Origin of the sequence: Pseudomonas sp. Irchel 3H7, assembly GCF_900187605.1 — a bacterium.
Lineage (GTDB): Bacteria > Pseudomonadota > Gammaproteobacteria > Pseudomonadales > Pseudomonadaceae > Aquipseudomonas.
Map to the genome: position 1 here is coordinate 37430 of NZ_FYEA01000014.1, position 18988 is coordinate 56417.

An 18988-nucleotide genomic window follows, 5' to 3' on the forward strand; every position below is an offset into this window, starting at 1 on the left:
GGGAGCTCTCCGTTGAGGCTGGATAACGGCGGGCAGGCACAAGAATAGACGGCAAAAAGCCTGGCATCGCCCACCGTGATGCCGCTGGATGGATCAGGCCGGTCTCCGGGCTCATGAGCGGCGTTTCGCCTGACTGCGCGCCTTCCCGCTTCTTTCGAGGCAGTGGCTCAAGGCGCAGTTTTCACTCATTTACCGTTGCGGGGGCAGCGCCGGGATCGTGGTGGTTCTTCGCTTGAAGACAACCCTCACCGGCTTCCCTGTTTCACTCTGTCGACGCAGGTCACAGAGCACCTGAAACAAGCCGCGAAGGTTAGAGGGTTGGGGGTGGAGCGTCAATTAAAGAGGCGGTCATCGGGCGAATAACTGCCGCCGATCAATTATCTGACGCCAATCTTGTGCCACACTGATACAAATGATATCAAAGAGCCATGCTTTTCCCGAAAAGCCCACTACAACAATAAAGGATGATGACGATGCAAGGCATGATCATCAGCAACCCGCGCCTGGAATTCCTGCGCCCGGTGCTTGAACGCTGGTTTGACTGTATCGACCGTTACAACGCCGTGCGCGGCGACAGCGACACCCCTTACTGGCATGACGAGAAAGCCAATCTCGGATTGCTCTCGGCCGCAGCCTGGATGGCTGAGCTGGTGACTTTGAACGGCACTGCCACGCGCAAGCAGAATGAAGAAGGCGAGCGCAATGCCCGCGCCGATCTGTTTCTGGCCGGCGCCGAAGACCGCGCCTTTATCCAGGCCACCCAGCGCTGGCCAAAGGTTACCAACCTCAATCTGACCCAAGCCCTGCTGGACATCACCAACGACGCCAAACGCATCAGCTACGCCAGCGACCTCAAGCTCGGCTGCCTGTTTGTCGCGCCGCAAAAAGCCCAGCACAGCGCCAGCCCCGAAGAGCTGCAGGACATGGTCGACGACCTGCAAAAGGAACACACTTGCGCGGTCGCCTGGTATTTCCCCTACGCCTACCGCAAGTTACGCAGCGAAGCCGGCAATTATCACCCGGGCATCGCCGTGCTGTTCAAGGAAGCGCGCGGTTGAGCAGTTGAACCATCGGGCTTGCGCCCTCCTCTATGATTAGGAATGCATTCATAGGGAAGATCAGCAATGCGCAAGCCCCAGCTCGTTTTTGTCATCGCCTTCGCCGGAGGACTCGCCGCCTGCGGTGAAACCTCCAGCCTGCAAGTCTCCGACGGCACCGGCCCGTCACCGAAGCTGCCCGAACCGAACAAGACCCTGATCCCGACGGTGAATATCGCCCCGGCGATCGGCTGGCCCGACGGCGGCAAACCGACAGCGGCGGCTGGCACCCAGGTCGCGGCATTCGCCGAAGGCCTCGATCATCCGCGCTGGCTCTATGTGCTGCCCAATGGCGATGTGTTGGTAGCGGAAACCAATGCCCCACCAAAACCGGATGACAGCAGCGGGATTCGCGGCTGGGTGATGAAGAAGGTCATGGGCAAGGCTGGCGCTGGCGTGCCAAGCCCAAACCGCATCACCCTGCTGCGTGACGCCGATCACGATGGCGTCGCCGAGACCCGCACGGTGTTTCTGCAAAACCTCAACTCGCCGTTCGGCATGACCCTGGTTGGCAATGACCTGTACGTCGCCGATACCGATCGCCTGCTGCGTTTCAACTACGAACCCGGCGCGACCGAGATCAAATCGCAGCCGATCAAGGTCGTCGATCTGCCCGGCGGCACGCTGAATCACCACTGGACCAAAAACGTCATCGCCAGCAAGGACGGCAGCAAACTGTACGTCACGGTCGGCTCGAACAGTAATGTCGGCGAAAATGGTCTGGATAAAGAAGAAGGCCGCGCGGCGATCTGGGAAGTCGATCGGGCGACCGGCAATCACCGCATCTTTGCCTCGGGCATCCGCAACCCCAATGGCCTGGCCTGGGAGCCTGTCAGTGGCGCGCTGTGGACAGCGGTCAACGAACGCGACGAGATCGGCAGTGATCTGGTGCCGGACTACATCACTTCCGTGAAGGACGGTGGTTTTTATGGCTGGCCGTTCAGCTACTACGGCCAGCACGTCGATGTGCGTGTGTCGCCGCAAAATCCGGACCTGGTGGCCAAAGCCATCGCCCCGGATTACGCAGTCGGCCCGCACACCGCCTCACTGGGTCTGAGCTTCGCCGAGGGCAACACGCTGCCGGCGCAGTTCAAGGAAGGCGCGTTCATCGGCCAGCATGGTTCGTGGAACCGTAAACCGCACAGTGGCTACAAAGTGATTTTCGTGCCGTTTACCGGTGGCAAGCCGAGTGGCAAACCGGTGGATGTGCTGACCGGTTTCCTCGACAAAGACGAGAATGCACTCGGTCGCCCGGTGGGCGTGGTGATCGATCAGCAAGGTGGCTTGCTGGTGGCGGATGATGTCGGCAACAAGGTGTGGCGAGTGTCGGCCAGCAAATAATTTTCGCCATGCACAAACAACTGTAGGAGTGAGCCTGCTCGCGATAACTTCGTATCAGTCGACATCATCATTGACTGAACGACCGCTATCGCGAGCAGGCTCACTCCTACATGGGATGTGGGCTGCTTGAATTACGGGTTATGCGCCAGATGCTCCGGCTGCAACACCCGCTTGGCACTCAGATAAGCTTTCTGCCAGTACGCCTTCGACAGGCTGTCCAGCTTCACCGTGCCGCCCGTGGCCGGCGCATGCACGAAGCGCCCTTCCCCGACGTAAATCCCCGCATGACTGACCTGCGAGCCGCCATTGGTGGCGAAGAAGATCAGATCGCCAGTCTGCAAGCCTTCTTTACCGACATTCGGTGCCTGCATGACGATCAGCTCACGCGTCGAACGCGGCAAAGAGATGCCCGCCGCATCACGGTAGACAAAACCGATCAGCCCGCTGCAATCAAACCCTGAATCCGGCGTGTTGCCGCCCCAACGATAGGGCGTGCCGACCAGACCGAGCGCGCGAAACAGCACGTCTTCAGCAGCAGGCGAAAAAGCTTGGGAGGGGCCGAACACGACCGGTGCGCGAACCACCGGCGCAGGAGGCGGTGTGCGACTGGCGCAGGCGCTGAGCAGCGCTGCGAAGAAGATCAAAGTGAGGCGGGCCGACATCGTCATAAGCAGAACATCCTGATCTGGCTGCGGCTTTTTCTGCCGATGGACAGAAAACAAAACCGCCTGCGTGAGCACGCAGGCGGTTTGCCATCAATATAGATACAGGATTCTAGCGGCTACGCGGCAAACTTCAAGTAAGACTTTAACTTCACCTTGTAAAGTCTAAGTCTACTCCGTTACCGCAAGCCTGATTGTCGCCGCGAACGCAGCGACAACAAGGGATTACTTGCGAGCAGTGACTACAGTTGGAGCGTTGGCCAGAGCGCGTTTCGCTTCGATGAAGGTCTTGCTCCAGTAGCTGTCACCCAGGCTGTCGATGCGAACACCGCCGCTGCGACGACTGCTGGAGTGGATGAACTGGTTGTCACCGAGGTAGATCCCGGCGTGACTGACACGACCGCGACGACCGTTGGTGGCGAAGAACAGCAGATCGCCCGGCTCAAGGTTGCTGCGCGAGACCAGCGGCGCATCAACGTTGATCATTTCGCGGGTCGAGCGTGGCAGGTTCATGCCGGCTTCTTCGCGGAACAGGTAGCCGATGAAACCGCTGCAATCGAAACCGGCTTCAGAGGTACCGCCGAAACGGTAACGGGTACCGATCAGGGACATGCCGCGTTCGAGGATGCTGTCGGCCAGAACAGGAAGCTGATAAGGCTTCTTGCCATTGAATTCGTTGAGTTCTTTTTCGGTGTCCAGCTCTTCCTGATAAATAACGGAAGATTGGGCCGTGGCAGAATTTTTAACCTGTTGAGGCTGCTCTTGAACTGGAGAATGAGCAGCGCAACCGTACAACAGGGTGACGAGTGCGAGAGGCACGAGGGGTGCGAAGCGCTTTAGCATGGGCACGACCGTGGCTGATAGTTGTAAAGAAGCCGAGACTATGCCCGCTATCAGCCTCATTTGCAAATTCAATCGATCTTTTTGTGACTTCTCGGTTTCTCGTTTACATCTAAGCGCTTAAGCCCATTTGAACCGAGACGCGGCCTGCACAGCTTGCAGGAAAGCGGATTTTCTGGCGCCTGAATTATGCCGAAACACGCAGAAAGCCGCGCCGTTACCAGCCTAGGGTTTCTTTGAGGAAGGGAATGGTCAGCTTGCGTTGAGCCTGCAACGAGGCCTGATCGAGCTGCTCAAGCAAGTCGAACAGCGCACTCATGCTGCGGGTGCCGCGCGTCAAAATAAAATGCCCGACTTCATCGGTGAGGTGCAGACCGCGACGCGACGCGCGCAATTGCAGGGCGCGCAATTTGTCTTCATCGGAGAGCGGGCGCATCTGGAAAATCAACGCCAGGGTCAGGCGCGATTTCAAGTCAGCCAGTTTGACCGGCAGTTCACGCGGAGAGGTTGACGCGGCGATCAGCAGACGCCGACCGCTGTCACGCAGACGGTTGAACAGATGAAACATCGCCTCTTCCCAGTCAGCCTTGCCGGCAATCACCTGCAAGTCGTCCAGGCAAACCAGCTCGTACTGCTCAAGGTTGTCGAGGATTTCGACGCCGCGATCCATCAACTCGGCCAACGGCAAATACACCGCCGGCTCGCCCATTTGCTCAAAACGCAGACACGCTGCCTGCAACAGATGCGTACGCCCTACGCCGTGTTTGCCCCACAGGTAGATCAGGCTTTCTGTCCAGCCGGCGTCGGCTTCGCATAGACGCTCGACATAGCCGAGTGCAGCGGCATTGGCGCCTGGGTAGTAGTTGATGAAGGTGGCGTCGTCACGCAGACGCACACCTAGGGGCAGCTGAATCGGTTTCATGCTGACTGAACAGTTCTCAAGGAACCGTTAGTGGCCTCTGTGTAAAGTTTGCGAAGTTTATACCCGTGAAGCTGAGCGCACAATGCGACAGAGTCCAAGCAAAATCAAAGGTTTGCGTTAACGCACCGGTTTTATGACAGATTCCTTGGCGCCAGCGCCTGCAGGACACGGGCCAACCCGGCGATTTGCCGGGCCGCCCCTGCGCCATTACAACTGCGGATCGTCAACACCACTATAGATGTCGGAATCCTTGTACAAGTCGTGCACATGGCGCACCAGCACCATGATCACCGCCGCCACCGGCAACGCCAGCAGCACACCGGTAAAACCGAACAGCTCGCCACCGGCCAGAATCGCGAAGATCACCGCCACCGGATGCAGACCGATGCGATCGCCCACCAGCAGCGGGGTCAGCACCATGCCTTCCAGCGCCTGACCGACCATGAACACCGCGACGATCCCGACCATCGGGTACAGATCGCCACCGAACTGGAACAAACCGGCAATCAACGCCGCGCCAATACCGATCACAAAGCCCATGTACGGCACGATCGCCGCCAGGCCCGCGATCAGACCGATCAACAGCCCCAGCTCCAGCCCGATAATCATCAGGCCCGCCGCGTAAATCACGCCCAGCGCCACCATCACCAACAACTGCCCGCGAACAAACGCGCCCAGCACCTCATGACATTCACCGGCCAGCGATACGATAGTCTCCTCCCGATCGCGCGGCAGCAGACTGCGGATCTTGGCCATCATCACGTCCCAGTCACGCAGCAGGTAGAAACTCACCACCGGAATCAGCACCAGATTCGCCAGCCAGCCAATCAGCGCCAGACTCGACGCCGTCGCCTGACTGAGTACCACACTGACGATGTCGGTGGTCTGGCCCATGTGTTCGCTGATCGCCGCTTTGACCTTGTCGAACTTCCAGAAACCATCCGACAGACCCAGCTTCGCCTGCGCCCACGGTAACGCCGTGTGTTGCAGCCAGTCGAGCATTTGCGGCGCCAGTTCGTACAACCGCAGCAACTGCTTGGCGAGCATCGGCACCAGCACCAGTAACAGCGCGGTGACGATCAGGGTGAACAAGGCAAATACCGCGATTACCCCCCACGTACGCGACAGCCCGAGTCTTTCCAGGCGATCCACCAGCGGATCGAACAGATAAGCCAGCAGCAGCGCCACCAGAAACGGCGTGAGGATCGGATGCAGCAACCACACAAACGCGCAAAGCAGGATTACCCCACCGAGCCAGAACCAACGCCGCGTATCGGCCATGTACCACTCCTGTAGCTTCTATATAAGGAAAGACTTACCAGCGAAACCGCAACGAAGGTGCTGCTGGTGCCGGGGCCGGAGCCACGACAGGTGCTGCGCCCGCAACCGCAGGTTGTGGTGCTGCGACCGGCACCGGGGCTTCAGCCGGCAACTCCTGCAACTTCGCCAGCGACAATTGCGCGCGCATTTGATCTGCACTGCCGTTGACCCGATAGACGATGCGATCGCCATCAACACTTTGCAGACGCACGCCAAACGGCTCAAGTAACCGCAACAGCGCCGCGTAGTGTTCAAGATTCATCCCCTGCACTTCCAGAGTCTGCTGCCCCGAAGCGCCCGGCTTGGCAACAAACCGAGGCGCCAGCCGCTCAGCCACCGCCAGCATCACCGCGTCAGCGACCGCAGCCTGATCGGCGCCCTGCACACTGCCAGCCTCTTTCTGATCGCCCAGCCACAGGTGCCACTTGGCCTGCCACTGCCCGCCCTCTTCACGGGCATGCACCGCGAGCAAGGCATCAGCGTTGTAGCGTTCGGACGCGCCGCGCAACGGCGCCGGATCGGTGCCTTCCAGCGCTGGCGCCGTGGCAACCAATTGCTCACTCAAGTCCGCCAGCGGCAAACGCAATGGCAAGCCGCGATGTTGAGCTGCCGTACGCAACGGCGCCGCAGCGGCCTGACCATCACCGACCAGACTGGAACCCTCAGCCGAATCGTTGAGCCACCAGCTCAGAATCGACGGGCGACTCGCACCCCACACCGACAACCCGGCACGCCGCAGCGCCTGCTCGGTGGTCGCCGGATCGAAATCGACTTTCAGCACCTCCGGCGGCCCGGCATCAAAACCGAATTGACTGATGATCTGCTGCGGATCCTTGCGAATCGCCGCCAGCCCCGGGTTTTGCGCAGCCTTCGGATCGCCAGTCAAACGCAAGACCAACGTGTCGAGCGCCGCCTGCGTGGCGCGATCACGCTCTTCCGGTGCCTGGCCATTGACCGGCTCACGTACTTGATAGAGGCCTTTGAGGTTTTCGGCGTGACTCGCCAGGCTGATCAGCGACAAGCAACCCACAAACAACAATTTACAAAAACGCATGGAAAATTCCCGTCGACAGGAGCGGCTGGAACAGGCCGCGTGAATCGGTTGAGCATGGCTGTGACAATCTGCCAGCACCAAACATTCACACGACAGCGGTAAGTTTTTGCACAGTGATAACGATAGACGGTTAATCGCCACACCTTATACAGGCACCCGCAGGCCTTAATTGCAAAAAATTTCCCGAGATATGGCCCTGCCCGTCGGTGCGAGGATGGCCGCTGCCCCTCAAGCCTGATAAAATCGCGCGCCTTCGCAGACCGGCAACAGCCGGGCACCTCGAAACTCGCGTGAGGCCATCGCCCCGTCGATTTCGAAGTTCCCGCTGAACTCGGTCGTTACCCCTGAATCCCCTCCCCTAAAGGCCTGGATCATGAGCAAGCAACCCTCCCTGAGCTACAAGGACGCCGGTGTAGACATCGACGCCGGTGAAGCATTGGTCGAACGCATCAAGAGCGTCGCCAAGCGCACTGCGCGCCCGGAAGTCATGGGCGGCCTGGGCGGTTTCGGCGCCCTCTGCGAAATCCCGGCCGGCTACAAGCAGCCCGTACTGGTTTCCGGTACCGACGGCGTCGGCACCAAACTGCGTCTGGCGCTGAACCTGAACAAGCACGACAGCATCGGTATCGACCTGGTTGCCATGTGCGTCAACGACCTCGTGGTTTGCGGCGCTGAGCCACTGTTCTTCCTCGACTACTACGCCACCGGCAAACTCAATGTCGACACCGCTGCCCAGGTAGTGACCGGCATCGGCGCTGGCTGCGAACTGTCGGGTTGCTCGCTGGTTGGCGGCGAAACCGCTGAAATGCCTGGCATGTACGAAGGCGAAGACTACGACCTGGCCGGCTTCTGCGTCGGCGTCGTGGAAAAATCGGAAATCATCGACGGCTCGAAAGTCGCCACCGGTGACGCCCTGATCGCGCTGCCATCCTCCGGCCCGCACTCCAACGGCTACTCGCTGATCCGCAAGATCATCGAAGTCTCCGACGCCGACATCGAAAACATCCAGCTCGACGGCAAACCGCTGACCGACCTGCTGATGGCCCCGACCCGCATCTACGTGAAGCCGCTGCTCAAGCTGATCAAAGACACCGGCGCCGTCAAAGCCATGGCCCACATCACCGGTGGTGGCCTGCTCGACAACATCCCGCGCGTTCTGCCAAAAGGCGCTCAGGCGGTGGTTGACGTGGCTAGCTGGACTCGCCCGGCCGTGTTCGACTGGCTGCAAGAAAAAGGCAATGTTGACGAAACCGAGATGCACCGCGTGCTGAACTGCGGCGTTGGCATGGTTATCTGCGTGGCTCAGGAACACGTAGAAGTTGCCCTGAACACCCTGCGTGACGCCGGCGAACAGCCTTGGGTCATCGGTCAGATCGCTGCCGCTGCCGAAGGCGCTGCCCAGGTTGATCTGCAGAACCTTAAGGCTCATTAATGTCCGCAACCTGTGATGTCGTGGTGCTGTTGTCCGGCACCGGCAGTAACTTGCAGGCTTTGATCGACAGCACGCGGACCGGCGACAGCCCGGTCCGCATCGCTGCAGTGATTTCCAATCGCGCCGACGCCTACGGCCTGCAACGCGCCAGTGACGCGGGTATCGCCACCCGCTCGCTGGATCACAAGGCATTTGAAGGCCGCGAGGCCTTCGATGCTGCTCTGATCGAACTGATCGACGAATTCCAACCGAAACTCGTGGTGCTGGCCGGTTTCATGCGCATTCTCAGCGCTGATTTCGTTCGCCACTACCAGGGGCGCCTGCTCAACATCCACCCGTCGCTGCTACCCAAATACAAAGGGTTACACACTCATCAGCGCGCGCTGGAAGCCGGCGACACGGAGCACGGCTGCTCCGTGCACTTCGTCACCGAGGAACTCGATGGCGGACCACTGGTCGTACAGGCAGTATTACCGGTAGAGTTGCACGATACGCCGCAGAGTCTCGCGCAGCGAGTACACGTTCAGGAACACCTGATCTACCCGATGGCAGTACGCTGGTTTGCCGAAGGCAGGCTGGCACTCGGTGAACACGGTGCTTTACTGGATGGCCAGTTACTCGCGGCCAGCGGCCACTTGATTCGAAACTAGGAGATATTATGCGTCGCGCCCTGCTCTTCGCTTGCGCTCTGCTCGCCCTGCCCTTCGCGCAGGCAGCCGAACTTCAACCGTTCTCCGCCAGCTACACCGCCGACTGGAAGCAACTGCCCATGAGCGGCACCGCCGAGCGCAGTCTGGTCAAGGAAGCCAACGGCGTCTGGAAGCTCAGCTTCAAGGCCTCGATGATGATCGCCAGCCTGACTGAAGAAAGCACCCTGACCCTGGACAAGGACACCCTGCTGCCGCAGTCCTACCACTTCGAACGTGGCGGCCTGGGCAAAGCGAAAAAGGCTGATCTGGATTTTGACTGGAACAGCAAAATGGTCACTGGCACCGACCGTGGCGACGCGGTGAAAATCCCGCTGAACCGTGGCATGGTCGACAAGTCCACCTATCAACTGGCGCTGCAGCATGATGTCGCTGCCGGCAAGAAAACCATGAGCTATCAAGTGGTCGATGACGGCGAAGTCGATACCTATGACTTCCGCGTGCTGGGTTCGGAAAAAGTCGAGACCAAGGCTGGTCAGATCGATGCAATCAAGGTCGAGCGCGTACGCGACCCGACACAAAGCAAGCGCATCACCGTCCTGTGGTTCGCCAAGGACTGGGATTACCTGCTGGTTCGTCTGCAACAGGTTGAAACCGACGGCAAGGAGTACAACATCATGCTCCAGGACGGCACGGTCAACGGCAAAACCGTTAAAGGCAGCTGATCCGCCGCTACATCAAAGAGCCCCGCGAAATGCGGGGCTTTTTTTTGCGTGCTGGATTGGAGATTTGTACCTGGCTCGCCCCTCACCCCAGCCCTCTCCCGAGGGAGAGGGAGCTGACCGAGATGTCTGGCGCCATGCATCGACCTGAAAAGTCGAGTCGATTATGGATTCCCCAAAGCAAGATCAGGTCGGCGTAACTCGCTAATCCTCCACGGTCAGTCCCCTCTCCCTCTGGGCGGTCCGACGTTTCGGGAGGGTTAGGGTGAGGGGCTTTTGAAGGCGAACCTCAAACCGAAAACTTCGCCACCATGCTGTTCAGATCCACCGCCAACCGCGACAGCTCCTGACTCGCCGCACTCGTCTGATTAGCCCCCGCCGAGGTCTGCATCGCCAGATCACGAATGTTCATCAGATTGCGATCCACCTCCCGCGCCACCGCTGCCTGCTCTTCCGAGGCACTGGCGATCACCAGATTACGCTCGTTGATCAGTGTGAATGCCGAGGCGATCTCTTCAAGTGCAGTCCCGGCAGCCTTGGCCAATTCCAGCGTCGAACGCGCCCGCACATTGCTTTGCTGCATCGAACCGACCGCTGAATCAGTGCCCTGCTGAATGCCGCCAATCATCTGTTCAATCTCTTGCGTCGACTGCTGGGTGCGATGCGCCAAGGCCCGCACCTCATCCGCCACCACGGCAAACCCGCGCCCGGCATCACCGGCCCGTGCAGCCTCGATCGCAGCGTTCAACGCGAGCAGATTGGTTTGTTCGGCAATCGAACGAATCACATCCAATACTTTGCTGATGCCATGAACCTTCTGCGCCAGATCTTCGACCTGCGACGCATTGTTGGTCACGTCTTCGGCGAGCAACTCTATCGACGAAACGGTTTGGCGCACTTGTTCACGGCCATGCTGAGCAATGCGATCGGACTCACGCGAAGCTTGCGAGGTGGCCACCGCATTGCTGGCCACCTCCTCCACCGCAGCGGTCATCTGATTGACCGCAGTAGCGGCCTGCTCGATTTCCAGACTCTGCTGATGCAGCCCGCGCGTGGCGTCTTCCGTGACGCAGCTCAGCTCTTCCGAGGCCGAGGCCAATTGGCTGGAAGACTCGGATATTTGCCGGATAGTGTCGCGCAGGTTGTGCTGCATGCTCTTGAGCGCATGAAGCAGTCGCGCCGGTTCGTCCTTGCCGCTGATGCTGATATCACCGGTCAGGTCCCCACCCGCCACCACCTCGGCGACACCCAACGACTGCGCCAGCGGCAGCACAATGCTGCGCGTCAGCAGCAGGGCGAGGCCGATGGTGATCAGCGCGGTCACGCCGATCATCACCCCGACCCACACCCGCGAATTGATAAACACCAGTCGCGCCGCTTCAGTGGCGAGATTGGCATTGTGTTTATTCAGTTCGACCAGCTCGCGCAGCAGCACCGCGATTTCGTCGGCCAGCGGACTCATCTGGCCATTGAGAATGGTCGCGGCTTCTTCCACGCGATTCTGCGCAGATAACTGCATGACCTGCGCCTGAAACTCCAGGTACTGATGCTCGGCAACCTTGAAGCGATCAAACAGCTTGCGCTCTTCGGGCAGCACGATCAGCACGTCGTAACGCTGCTGAGCCTCACTCAGCACCCCACGCAGCTCATTGAGTTTGACGACATTCTGCTCCAGCGCCTGCGGATCGCGATTGAGCAACAGGCGCATGGTCAATGCGCGCAGGCGCAGCATGTCCTGACTCATCTCACCGACCGCCATGACGCTGGGCAGCCAATTGTTATCGACCTCGTCAGATTGGGCGCGCATGTTCGACATTTGCAGCAAAGCGAACGCCCCGAGGGCAAACACCATCAGCGCCAACAGCCCAAAACCGAGGCCGGCGCGCGGGGCAATATTGAGACTACGGATACTCATTGCTCTGGTTCCTTCCAAAAGCGCTGCATCAACCCTGCAGCTGGTTGCTTTAGAAGGTATCGGCCCGGCGAAAATTTGCGTAAGACCAAAACGTGATATCAAAAGGCCTTAATACTCCGAACCGTGGGCATTAACGATTCAGCGCGGTTTTGCCGGACTTGAGCACCGTTCGCGGCAAGATCGCCAGGAAATTATCCCGAGCGACTTTTTTCGCAACGTCCTCGGGCAAGGCATCAAGGAACGGCTTGAAGCTATGCATTTCCTCACCGAGCTTGTTGAAACGCCCTACCACGTCCGAGCCAAGCATGAAGCGGTCCGGGTACTTCTCGACCAGCGCCAGCCATTCCGGGCGCGGCTTGCCCTGCTCGTCCAGCAGATACGGCGTGAGCATGCTCCACGACAAATCAATGAACAAATTGGGGTAAGCCTCGAGCATGCGCGTCAGGGTCGGCAGCAAGAACGGCAACTGTGTCTGATGCCGATGAATTTCAGCACTGGTGCCTGCGTGCGCCCAGATAAATCGCGTGTGTGGGTGATTACGCAGCGGCTCTTCGACTTCCTTCAGATACAGCGGATTCTTCTCACGCTTGGAGGTGATATTGGAATGCAGCATCACCGGCAGATCGTTCTCGGCGGCGAGATGATAGATCTTGGTCATCGCCTCGTTGTTGGCCCGCGGCGTGTCGCCGGACGTCAGCGCCGTGAGGTCGTCATGCCGGGTGAACACCTCGCCGATGCCCTGCCACAGCCCCGGATACAGATCGAGCATGCGCTGGATGTGTGCGGCAGAGTTCTTGTCGTTGGGGTTGAAGCCCGACAGAAACGGATGAAAGTACGGCCGCTGCTCGGCGCTCAGCTTTTGCACGGCGTCGGCGACAATCACGTCGGTCGCACTGTACCAATAGGCATCAGCGTCATCGCCAGCGTAGTAGCGCGGACGCTTGGGTTCGTCCTCATGCCATTTTTTCGCCACCGGAATGCCAGAAATCATCACATGCTCGACGGAACCGTTCTTCATCGCCGTCAGCAGTTTCGCCATGCCTGCGCTTTCCTGGAAAAAATCCACGTAATGCAGGTGCGCATCGCTGTAGGTGTAATCGCGGGCGCTGACGTTGCCGGCAAGCAGCAGAAGACAGGCAAGACTCAAACGATACAGGGACACAAGTAATCTCCGGCAAGTAGGCATAGCCTAGACCCCGCCCTGACGACAAGGGTTCATCCCGCAGGAAAGTGGAACGCGTGCCGGTGGGAATGCTCTATAACTGCAAGGTCTTTTTTGATCGAACGACTTTTCCTACTGCCAGTGAGGTTCCCATGACCGTTACCGTCAATACCGTCTCCGCTGAAGGTTTTCGTCACACCGTACAGATTGATGACCACGAACTGTTTGCCGACGTGCCGAAATCCGCCGGCGGCGAAGGCTCGGCGCCTGAGCCGCACGACTATTTCGATGCCGCCCTCGGCGCCTGCAAAGCGCTGACCCTGAAGATGTACGCGAAGAAGAAAGACATCCCGCTGACCGGCGTCGGGGTCGACGTCAAACGCGATAACAGCGAAGAACAAAAAGGCAAATACGTCCTGCACGTCACCCTCACTCTCAAAGGCGTACTCACCGATGCCCAGCGTGAGGAACTGCTGCGCGTCGCCGACCGCTGCCCGATTCATAAACTGATGACCACAACCGACGTCAGCATCGAAACCCACGCCCCGCAAGGCTTCGACAGCCAGTAATCCTCCTCATGCCAGCGGCGGGTTATGCTTCTGGCATCACCCGCTCAGCCTGGAATGCACCATGGACACGCAACCTCTGATCATCCGCCCGCGCGCCGAAGACGTCGAAGGCCAGCCGATTCTGCGCCCGCTGCCGTCAGCCAAATGCCGCAGCGTCGGGCCTTTCGTGTTTTTTGATCACATGCTCGAGACGGTTTATCCGACGGGCAAAGGCATGAACATCCGACAGCACCCGCACATTGGTCTGTCGACGCTCACGTATCTGTTCGAAGGACAGATCCAGCACAAGGACAGCCTTGGCTCGGATCAGGTGGTCAGCGCTGGCGATGTCAGCTGGATGACTGCCGGTAGCGCGATTGCTCACGTTGAACGCACGCCTGAGCCGTTGTGGGACAAAAGCTTCACCATGCACGGTTTGCAGATCTGGCTGGCGTCGCCCAAGGATCACGAGCAAGGCCCGGGGCATTACAGCCATCACCCGGCAGCGACGTTGCCGGTCAGCGATAACCTCGGTGTACAGATCCGGATGATTGCCGGGTCAGGCTTTTGCCTGGAATCGCCGGTGCCGGTGCTTTCTCCTACGTTGTATGCGGAAGTGCAGATGCAAACGGCGACCACGTTGCTGATTCCGACCGAGCATGAAGAGCGGGCGGTTTATGTGCTGAGTGGGGATGCGCAACTGAACGGTGAAGCGCTTGAACCGCATGCGCTGGCGGTATTGCCGGCCGGGGAAGAGATGAGTCTGTTTGCCGAGAGTGATGTTCACGCCGTGGTGTTTGGCGGCGCGCCGCTGGACGGGCCTCGGCGGATCAACTGGAATTTTGTGGCGAGCGATCCGGCGGCGATCGATGAAGCGCGGCGCAAGTGGGCGACCGGGGACTGGCCGACGGTGCCAGGGGAAGTTGAGCGGATCGAGTTGCCGCGCTGAAAAGCCACCCTCACCCCAGCCCTCCCGAAACGTCGGACCGCCCGGAGGGTGAGGGAGCCGACCGAGGTGTCTTCAGTCATCCATCGACCTGATATATAGCGTCGATTATAGGTTCAGCTAAACACAGCAGACGATTTCGGATTCACATAAGCATTTTCAGGTCGGCGGACCTCTGAAATACCCCCCAATCAGTCCCCTCTCCCTTTGGGAGAGGGTTAGGGTGAGGGGCTTTTGCTTTTCAGGCTTTTAGCCCTTGAACACTTCATCCAGCAAATCATGCATCGACTTGAATGCGCGCTTGGCGGTCTTCGCGTCGTACATCATCTTGCCCGGCACATTGGCATGCGGATCGGTAAAGGAGTGCACCGCACCGCCGTAGCTCAGCAGTTGCCAGTCCACTTTCGCCGCGTTCATCTCGTCTTCAAACGCCGGCAACTGTTCTTTCGGCACCAACGGGTCAGAAGCACCGTGCATCACCAATACCGAACCCTTGATATTCTGCGCATCGGCAGGATTCGGCGAATCCAGCGTACCGTGGAACGACACCGCAGCCTTCACCGCCGCGCCAGTGCGCGCCAGATCCAGCGCACAGCAACCGCCAAAGCAGAAACCGAACACCGCCAGTTTCGACGTATCGACCGCTGCTTCGCCCTGCTTCTGCAATTGCTCGAACGCCGCTTGCATACGTTTGCGCAGCAGCGCGCGATCATCCTTCAACGGCATCATCGCCGCACCAGCCTGATCAGCGTTTTGCGGGCGCACCGCCTGACCATAGACGTCAGCGATCAGCACCACGTAGCCCTTGGCCGCCACCGATTTGGCTATCTCTTCGGCACCGGCGCTGACACCCATCCAGTTCGGCGCCATCAACAAACCCGGAAGCGCGCCGTTGTGCTCGGCGTCGAATGCCAAACGACCTTCATAAGGCTGGCCGTCGATCTGATAGACCACGGAACGTACAGTGACTTGGCTCATTTCTGACTCCTGATTGGTTAAACACCAGAATGAAAAACCCGCCGAAGCGGGTTTTTCTACGACTTGGTTAAACCGACAGCTCAACCAGCAGCTTGTTCAGACGGCGCACATAGGCGGCCGGATCCTTCAAGCTGTCGCCGGCAGCCAGGGCTGCCTGATCAAAGAGGATGTGCGACAGGTCGCCAAAACGCTCTTCGCTCTGCTCGCCATCGAGTTTCTCGATCAGCGGGTGGCTTGGGTTGAATTCGAAGATCGGCTTCGAATCCGGCACTTTCTGTCCGCTGGCTTCGAGGATCTGACGCATTTGCAGACCCAGATCCTGTTCGCCGATGGCCAGAATGGCCGGCGAATCGGTCAGACGATGCGAAACCCGTACTTCAGCCACGCAATCGCCCAGCGCAGTTTTCAGACGCTCGACCAGACCTTCTTTGGACTTGGCGACTTCTTCTGCGGCTTTCTTGTCCTCTTCCGAGTCCAGGTTGCCCAGATCGAGGTCACCACGTGCCACGTCGACGAAAGTCTTGCCGTCGAACTCGCTGAGGTAGCTCATCAGCCACTCGTCGATACGGTCGGTCAGCAGCAGCACTTCGATGCCTTTCTTGCGGAAGACTTCCAGGTGCGGGCTGTTTTTAACCTGCGCGTAGGTTTCGCCGGTGAGGTAGTAGATCTTGTCCTGACCTTCCTTGGCGCGGGCCAGGTAGTCGGCCAGACCGACGATCTGCTCGCCGTCGTCGCCATTGGTCGATGCGAAACGCAGCAGACCGGCAATTTTCTCTTTGTTGGCGAAGTCTTCTGCCGGGCCTTCTTTCATGACCTGACCGAAGTTCTTCCAGAAGCCCTTGTATTGCTCAGGCTCGTTCTTCGCCAGTTTTTCCAGCATGTCGAGCACGCGCTTGGTCAGCGCGGTCTTCATCGAATCGATAATCGGGTCTTTCTGCAGAATTTCCCGCGACACGTTCAGCGAAAGGTCGTTGGAGTCGACCACGCCTTTGATGAAGCGCAGGTACAGCGGCAGGAACGACTCGGCCTGATCCATGACGAACACGCGTTGCACGTACAGCTTCAGGCCTTTCGGCGCTTCACGCTGGTACAGGTCGAACGGTGCGCGGGCCGGCACGTACAGCAGCGAGCTGTATTCGAGCTTGCCTTCGACTTTGTTGTGGCTCCAGGCCAGCGGGTTTTCAAAGTCGTGCGCGATGTGCTTGTAGAACTCCTGGTATTCCTCGTCCTTCACTTCAGTGCGCGGACGGGTCCACAGAGCGCTGGCGCGGTTGACGGTTTCCCATTCAACGGCCGGAGCCTCTTCGCCTTCGGCAGCTGCCGCTTCTTTCGGCAGTTCGATCGGCAAAGCGATGTGGTCGGAATACTTCTTGATGATGTTGCGCAGACGCCAGCCATCGGCGAATTCGTCTTCGGCGGCTTTCAGGTGCAGGACGATACGGGTGCCGCGCTCTGGCTTGTCGATGGTGGCGACTTCGAACTCGCCCTCGCCTTTCGACGACCAGTGCACGCCTTCGCTGGCCGGGGTGCCGGCGCGACGGCTGTACACGTCAACCTGGTCGGCAACGATGAAGGCAGAGTAGAAGCCCACACCGAACTGGCCGATCAAGTGCGAATCTTTCTTCTGATCGCCAGAAAGATTCTTCATGAAATCGGCAGTGCCGGATTTAGCGATGGTCCCCAGGTGGGTGATCACATCGTCACGGTTCATGCCGATACCGTTGTCTTCGAGGGTGACGGTCTTGGCGTCCTTGTCGAAACTCACACGGATTTTCAGGTCAGCGCCGCCTTCAAGCAGCTCTGGCTTGGCCAGGGCTTCGAAGCGCAGTTTGTCGACAGCGTCAGAGGCGTTCGAGATCAATTCGCGAAGGAAAATTTCCTTGTTGGAATACAGCGAATGGATCATGAGGTGCAGCAGCTGCTTTACCTCGGTCTGGAAGCCCAGGGTTTCCTTTTGAGTTTCCACACTCATGGTCATCAAACTCCAATCAGATGGCAGTGGCCGCGACCCGAAATGGTCGGCGGCGGGTTGTCTTGTGAGTTTGGGGCGCTGTTCAGGATTTCAAGGGCTCATCGATTTTGAAGTGCGCGCGCGCGGTGGCAATCGGTTCGCTTTCGGTACTTTGCCAGGCGGTGATGGCGACGTTGGCTACACGCCGGCCCTGGCGACACACCTGACATTTGGCCCAAGTGTCGCGAAACTGCCCGGCGCGTAGGTAATCGAGAGAGAAGTCGATGATCTTCGGCACCCCGGGCGCACCGGTGAAGATCAACAGATGCAGGGTGGCGGCCAGCTCCATGAACCCGGCGATCACCCCGCCATGGATTGCCGGCAATAAAGGGTTACCAATGTTGTCCTTGTTCGCAGGAAGCTTGAACAGCAATTCATCGCCGACGCGTGAGCATTCGATGCCGATCAGCCCGGCGTAGGGAATCAACTGCAACAGCGGCGCGTAATCGCCCTGCGCGTGAGCCTTGAGCAATTGCTGCTTGAGGTCATCGCTCATTGCCCTTCTCCCTTGATTACACCGCCAAAGCCTTTTGTGCCTTTGAGGCCCTTGCCCATGCGCATGAACGTACCGACCACATGGGCGATCGGCTGCTCGGGATCGTCCTGATAGGCGAAACCGCGAGCGAAGATTACGTCGGTGGTCACCCGGTAGCACTGAGCGAAGCCATACACATCTTTATCGGGTTCGGCGGCATGCATGTAGTCGATGCGCAGGTCGAGCGTCGGGCAGACCTCGAATTCCGGCAAAACGCACAGCGTGGACATTCCGCAGGCGGTGTCCATCAACGAAGTGATTGCGCCGCCGTGGATCACGCCGGTCTGTGGATTACCTACGATTTTCGTGCTGTACGGAAGGATCACCGTAAGCCCTTCGCTGGACGCGCTGTGCACGCGCAATCCGAGTACCTGACAGTGTCGCAGCGCGGAGAGAAACCGCGTCGCGCGCTCAAAAACGGGGTTTCCGTCCATTTGATAATTACTCTCGTTAGAGCCTTTTGCCAGTAGTAAGCAATACAGCAAAAGTTCCGTGTAAAAACAAACTTATATATCTGAAAGAAATGAGGAACTTAACCTGTAGCGCCGAGTTCTTAAGGCCAGTAGTTATTTTCCATAAGGAGAAACACCCCATGCGTAAGACTTTTGCTATTGCCTTGATGTTGACCGCTTCCCTCGGTCTCGCTGCCTGCGATAAAAAATCCGAGGACAAAGCTCAAGATGCCAACCAACATGCTGAACAAGCTCAGCAAGACATGAACAAAGCTCAGGATAAAGTGAACGACGCTGCGAAAGAAAACGCCGAAGCTGCCAAAGCTCAGGCTGAATCGAACGCTGCTGCACAAGAAGAAGCTGCCAAGAAGCAATAATTCGCTTTTTGCTGCAGAAAAAAGAAA

At 58.8% G+C, this 18988-nt stretch carries 19 protein-coding genes and 1 riboswitch; of the genes, 8 read left to right on the plus strand and 11 right to left on the minus strand.

From position 1 onward, the window contains the following. Positions 1-78: 78 nt before the first annotated feature. Positions 79-310: riboswitch (cobalamin riboswitch) on the minus strand. A 163-nt stretch (positions 311-473) separates the two neighbouring features. Together CKW38_RS24760 and CKW38_RS24765 are read left to right on the plus strand one after the other, a co-directional pair. Then, positions 474-1058 carry a hypothetical protein gene (locus CKW38_RS24760; RefSeq protein ID WP_095114116.1) on the plus strand — a complete coding sequence of 195 codons (585 nt, stop codon included), beginning with the start codon at positions 474-476 and terminating at the stop codon, positions 1056-1058. 66 nt (positions 1059-1124) lie between these two features. Further along, positions 1125-2438 carry a sorbosone dehydrogenase family protein gene (locus CKW38_RS24765; RefSeq protein ID WP_007919824.1) on the plus strand — a complete coding sequence of 438 codons (1314 nt, stop codon included), beginning with the start codon at positions 1125-1127 and terminating at the stop codon, positions 2436-2438. Between the two features lie 131 nt (positions 2439-2569). Here CKW38_RS24765 and CKW38_RS24770 read toward each other — a convergent pair whose 3' ends face one another. The 5 genes from CKW38_RS24770 to CKW38_RS24790 form a co-directional block, all read right to left on the minus strand. Further along, entirely contained in the window at positions 2570-3106 is a 537-nt protein-coding gene (locus CKW38_RS24770) for a C40 family peptidase (protein ID WP_007919825.1), read from the minus strand. A 219-nt stretch (positions 3107-3325) separates the two neighbouring features. Further along, positions 3326-3943: a C40 family peptidase gene (locus tag CKW38_RS24775; RefSeq protein ID WP_007919826.1), complete on the minus strand. Its 618-nt coding sequence runs from the start codon at positions 3941-3943 to the stop codon at positions 3326-3328. Positions 3944-4157: 214 nt separating this feature from the next. Further along, positions 4158-4862 (minus strand): DnaA regulatory inactivator Hda, encoded by a 705-nt coding sequence (gene hda / locus CKW38_RS24780; protein ID WP_007919828.1) that lies wholly within the window; start codon positions 4860-4862, stop codon positions 4158-4160. A gap of 207 nt (positions 4863-5069) precedes the next feature. Continuing rightward, positions 5070-6143 carry an AI-2E family transporter gene (locus CKW38_RS24785; RefSeq protein ID WP_007919830.1) on the minus strand — a complete coding sequence of 358 codons (1074 nt, stop codon included), beginning with the start codon at positions 6141-6143 and terminating at the stop codon, positions 5070-5072. A gap of 34 nt (positions 6144-6177) precedes the next feature. Continuing rightward, on the minus strand, positions 6178-7236 hold the full coding sequence (locus CKW38_RS24790; RefSeq protein ID WP_007919832.1) for a DUF2066 domain-containing protein: 1059 nt from the start codon (positions 7234-7236) through the stop codon (positions 6178-6180). Between the two features lie 373 nt (positions 7237-7609). Here CKW38_RS24790 and purM point away from each other — a divergent pair, with 373 nt between their 5' ends. The 3 genes from purM to CKW38_RS24805 are packed head-to-tail and all read left to right on the plus strand — an operon-like array spanning position 7610 to position 10040. Then, positions 7610-8668 (plus strand): phosphoribosylformylglycinamidine cyclo-ligase, encoded by a 1059-nt coding sequence (gene purM, locus CKW38_RS24795; protein WP_095114117.1) that lies wholly within the window; start codon positions 7610-7612, stop codon positions 8666-8668. Then, entirely contained in the window at positions 8668-9318 is a 651-nt protein-coding gene (gene purN, locus CKW38_RS24800) for a phosphoribosylglycinamide formyltransferase (RefSeq protein ID WP_007919841.1), read from the plus strand. Before purM ends, purN begins: the two co-directional genes overlap by 1 nt. Before the next feature lie 8 nt (positions 9319-9326). Continuing rightward, positions 9327-10040 carry a DUF3108 domain-containing protein gene (locus CKW38_RS24805; RefSeq protein WP_095114118.1) on the plus strand — a complete coding sequence of 238 codons (714 nt, stop codon included), beginning with the start codon at positions 9327-9329 and terminating at the stop codon, positions 10038-10040. A gap of 286 nt (positions 10041-10326) precedes the next feature. Here the strand turns inward: CKW38_RS24805 and CKW38_RS24810 are convergent, their stop codons facing one another. Next, entirely contained in the window at positions 10327-11952 is a 1626-nt protein-coding gene (locus CKW38_RS24810) for a methyl-accepting chemotaxis protein (protein ID WP_095114119.1), read from the minus strand. A 130-nt stretch (positions 11953-12082) separates the two neighbouring features. Next, positions 12083-13138: an amidohydrolase family protein gene (locus CKW38_RS24815; RefSeq protein ID WP_095114120.1), complete on the minus strand. Its 1056-nt coding sequence runs from the start codon at positions 13136-13138 to the stop codon at positions 12083-12085. A gap of 128 nt (positions 13139-13266) precedes the next feature. Here CKW38_RS24815 and CKW38_RS24820 point away from each other — a divergent pair, with 128 nt between their 5' ends. Together CKW38_RS24820 and CKW38_RS24825 are read left to right on the plus strand one after the other, a co-directional pair. Further along, entirely contained in the window at positions 13267-13683 is a 417-nt protein-coding gene (locus CKW38_RS24820) for an OsmC family protein (protein WP_007919858.1), read from the plus strand. Between the two features lie 61 nt (positions 13684-13744). Further along, positions 13745-14611 (plus strand): pirin family protein, encoded by an 867-nt coding sequence (locus CKW38_RS24825; protein WP_095114121.1) that lies wholly within the window; start codon positions 13745-13747, stop codon positions 14609-14611. A 246-nt stretch (positions 14612-14857) separates the two neighbouring features. On the opposite strand, the gene CKW38_RS24830 is transcribed toward CKW38_RS24825, so the two are convergent. From CKW38_RS24830 to CKW38_RS24845, 4 genes are all read right to left on the minus strand, one after another. Beyond that, positions 14858-15586, minus strand: a complete 729-nt coding sequence (locus CKW38_RS24830) for a dienelactone hydrolase family protein (RefSeq protein ID WP_095114122.1) — start codon at positions 15584-15586, stop codon at positions 14858-14860. A gap of 67 nt (positions 15587-15653) precedes the next feature. Next, positions 15654-17558 (minus strand): molecular chaperone HtpG, encoded by a 1905-nt coding sequence (htpG, locus tag CKW38_RS24835; protein ID WP_095114169.1) that lies wholly within the window; start codon positions 17556-17558, stop codon positions 15654-15656. Positions 17559-17640: 82 nt separating this feature from the next. Continuing rightward, a complete protein-coding gene (locus CKW38_RS24840) occupies positions 17641-18093 on the minus strand; it encodes a PaaI family thioesterase (RefSeq protein WP_095114123.1) in 453 nt (150 codons plus the stop codon). Next, positions 18090-18566 (minus strand): PaaI family thioesterase, encoded by a 477-nt coding sequence (locus tag CKW38_RS24845; RefSeq protein ID WP_007919865.1) that lies wholly within the window; start codon positions 18564-18566, stop codon positions 18090-18092. Before CKW38_RS24845 ends, CKW38_RS24840 begins: the two co-directional genes overlap by 4 nt. Before the next feature lie 158 nt (positions 18567-18724). Here CKW38_RS24845 and CKW38_RS24850 point away from each other — a divergent pair, with 158 nt between their 5' ends. Next, entirely contained in the window at positions 18725-18961 is a 237-nt protein-coding gene (locus CKW38_RS24850; protein WP_007919867.1) for a hypothetical protein, read from the plus strand. Positions 18962-18988: the final 27 nt, after the last annotated feature.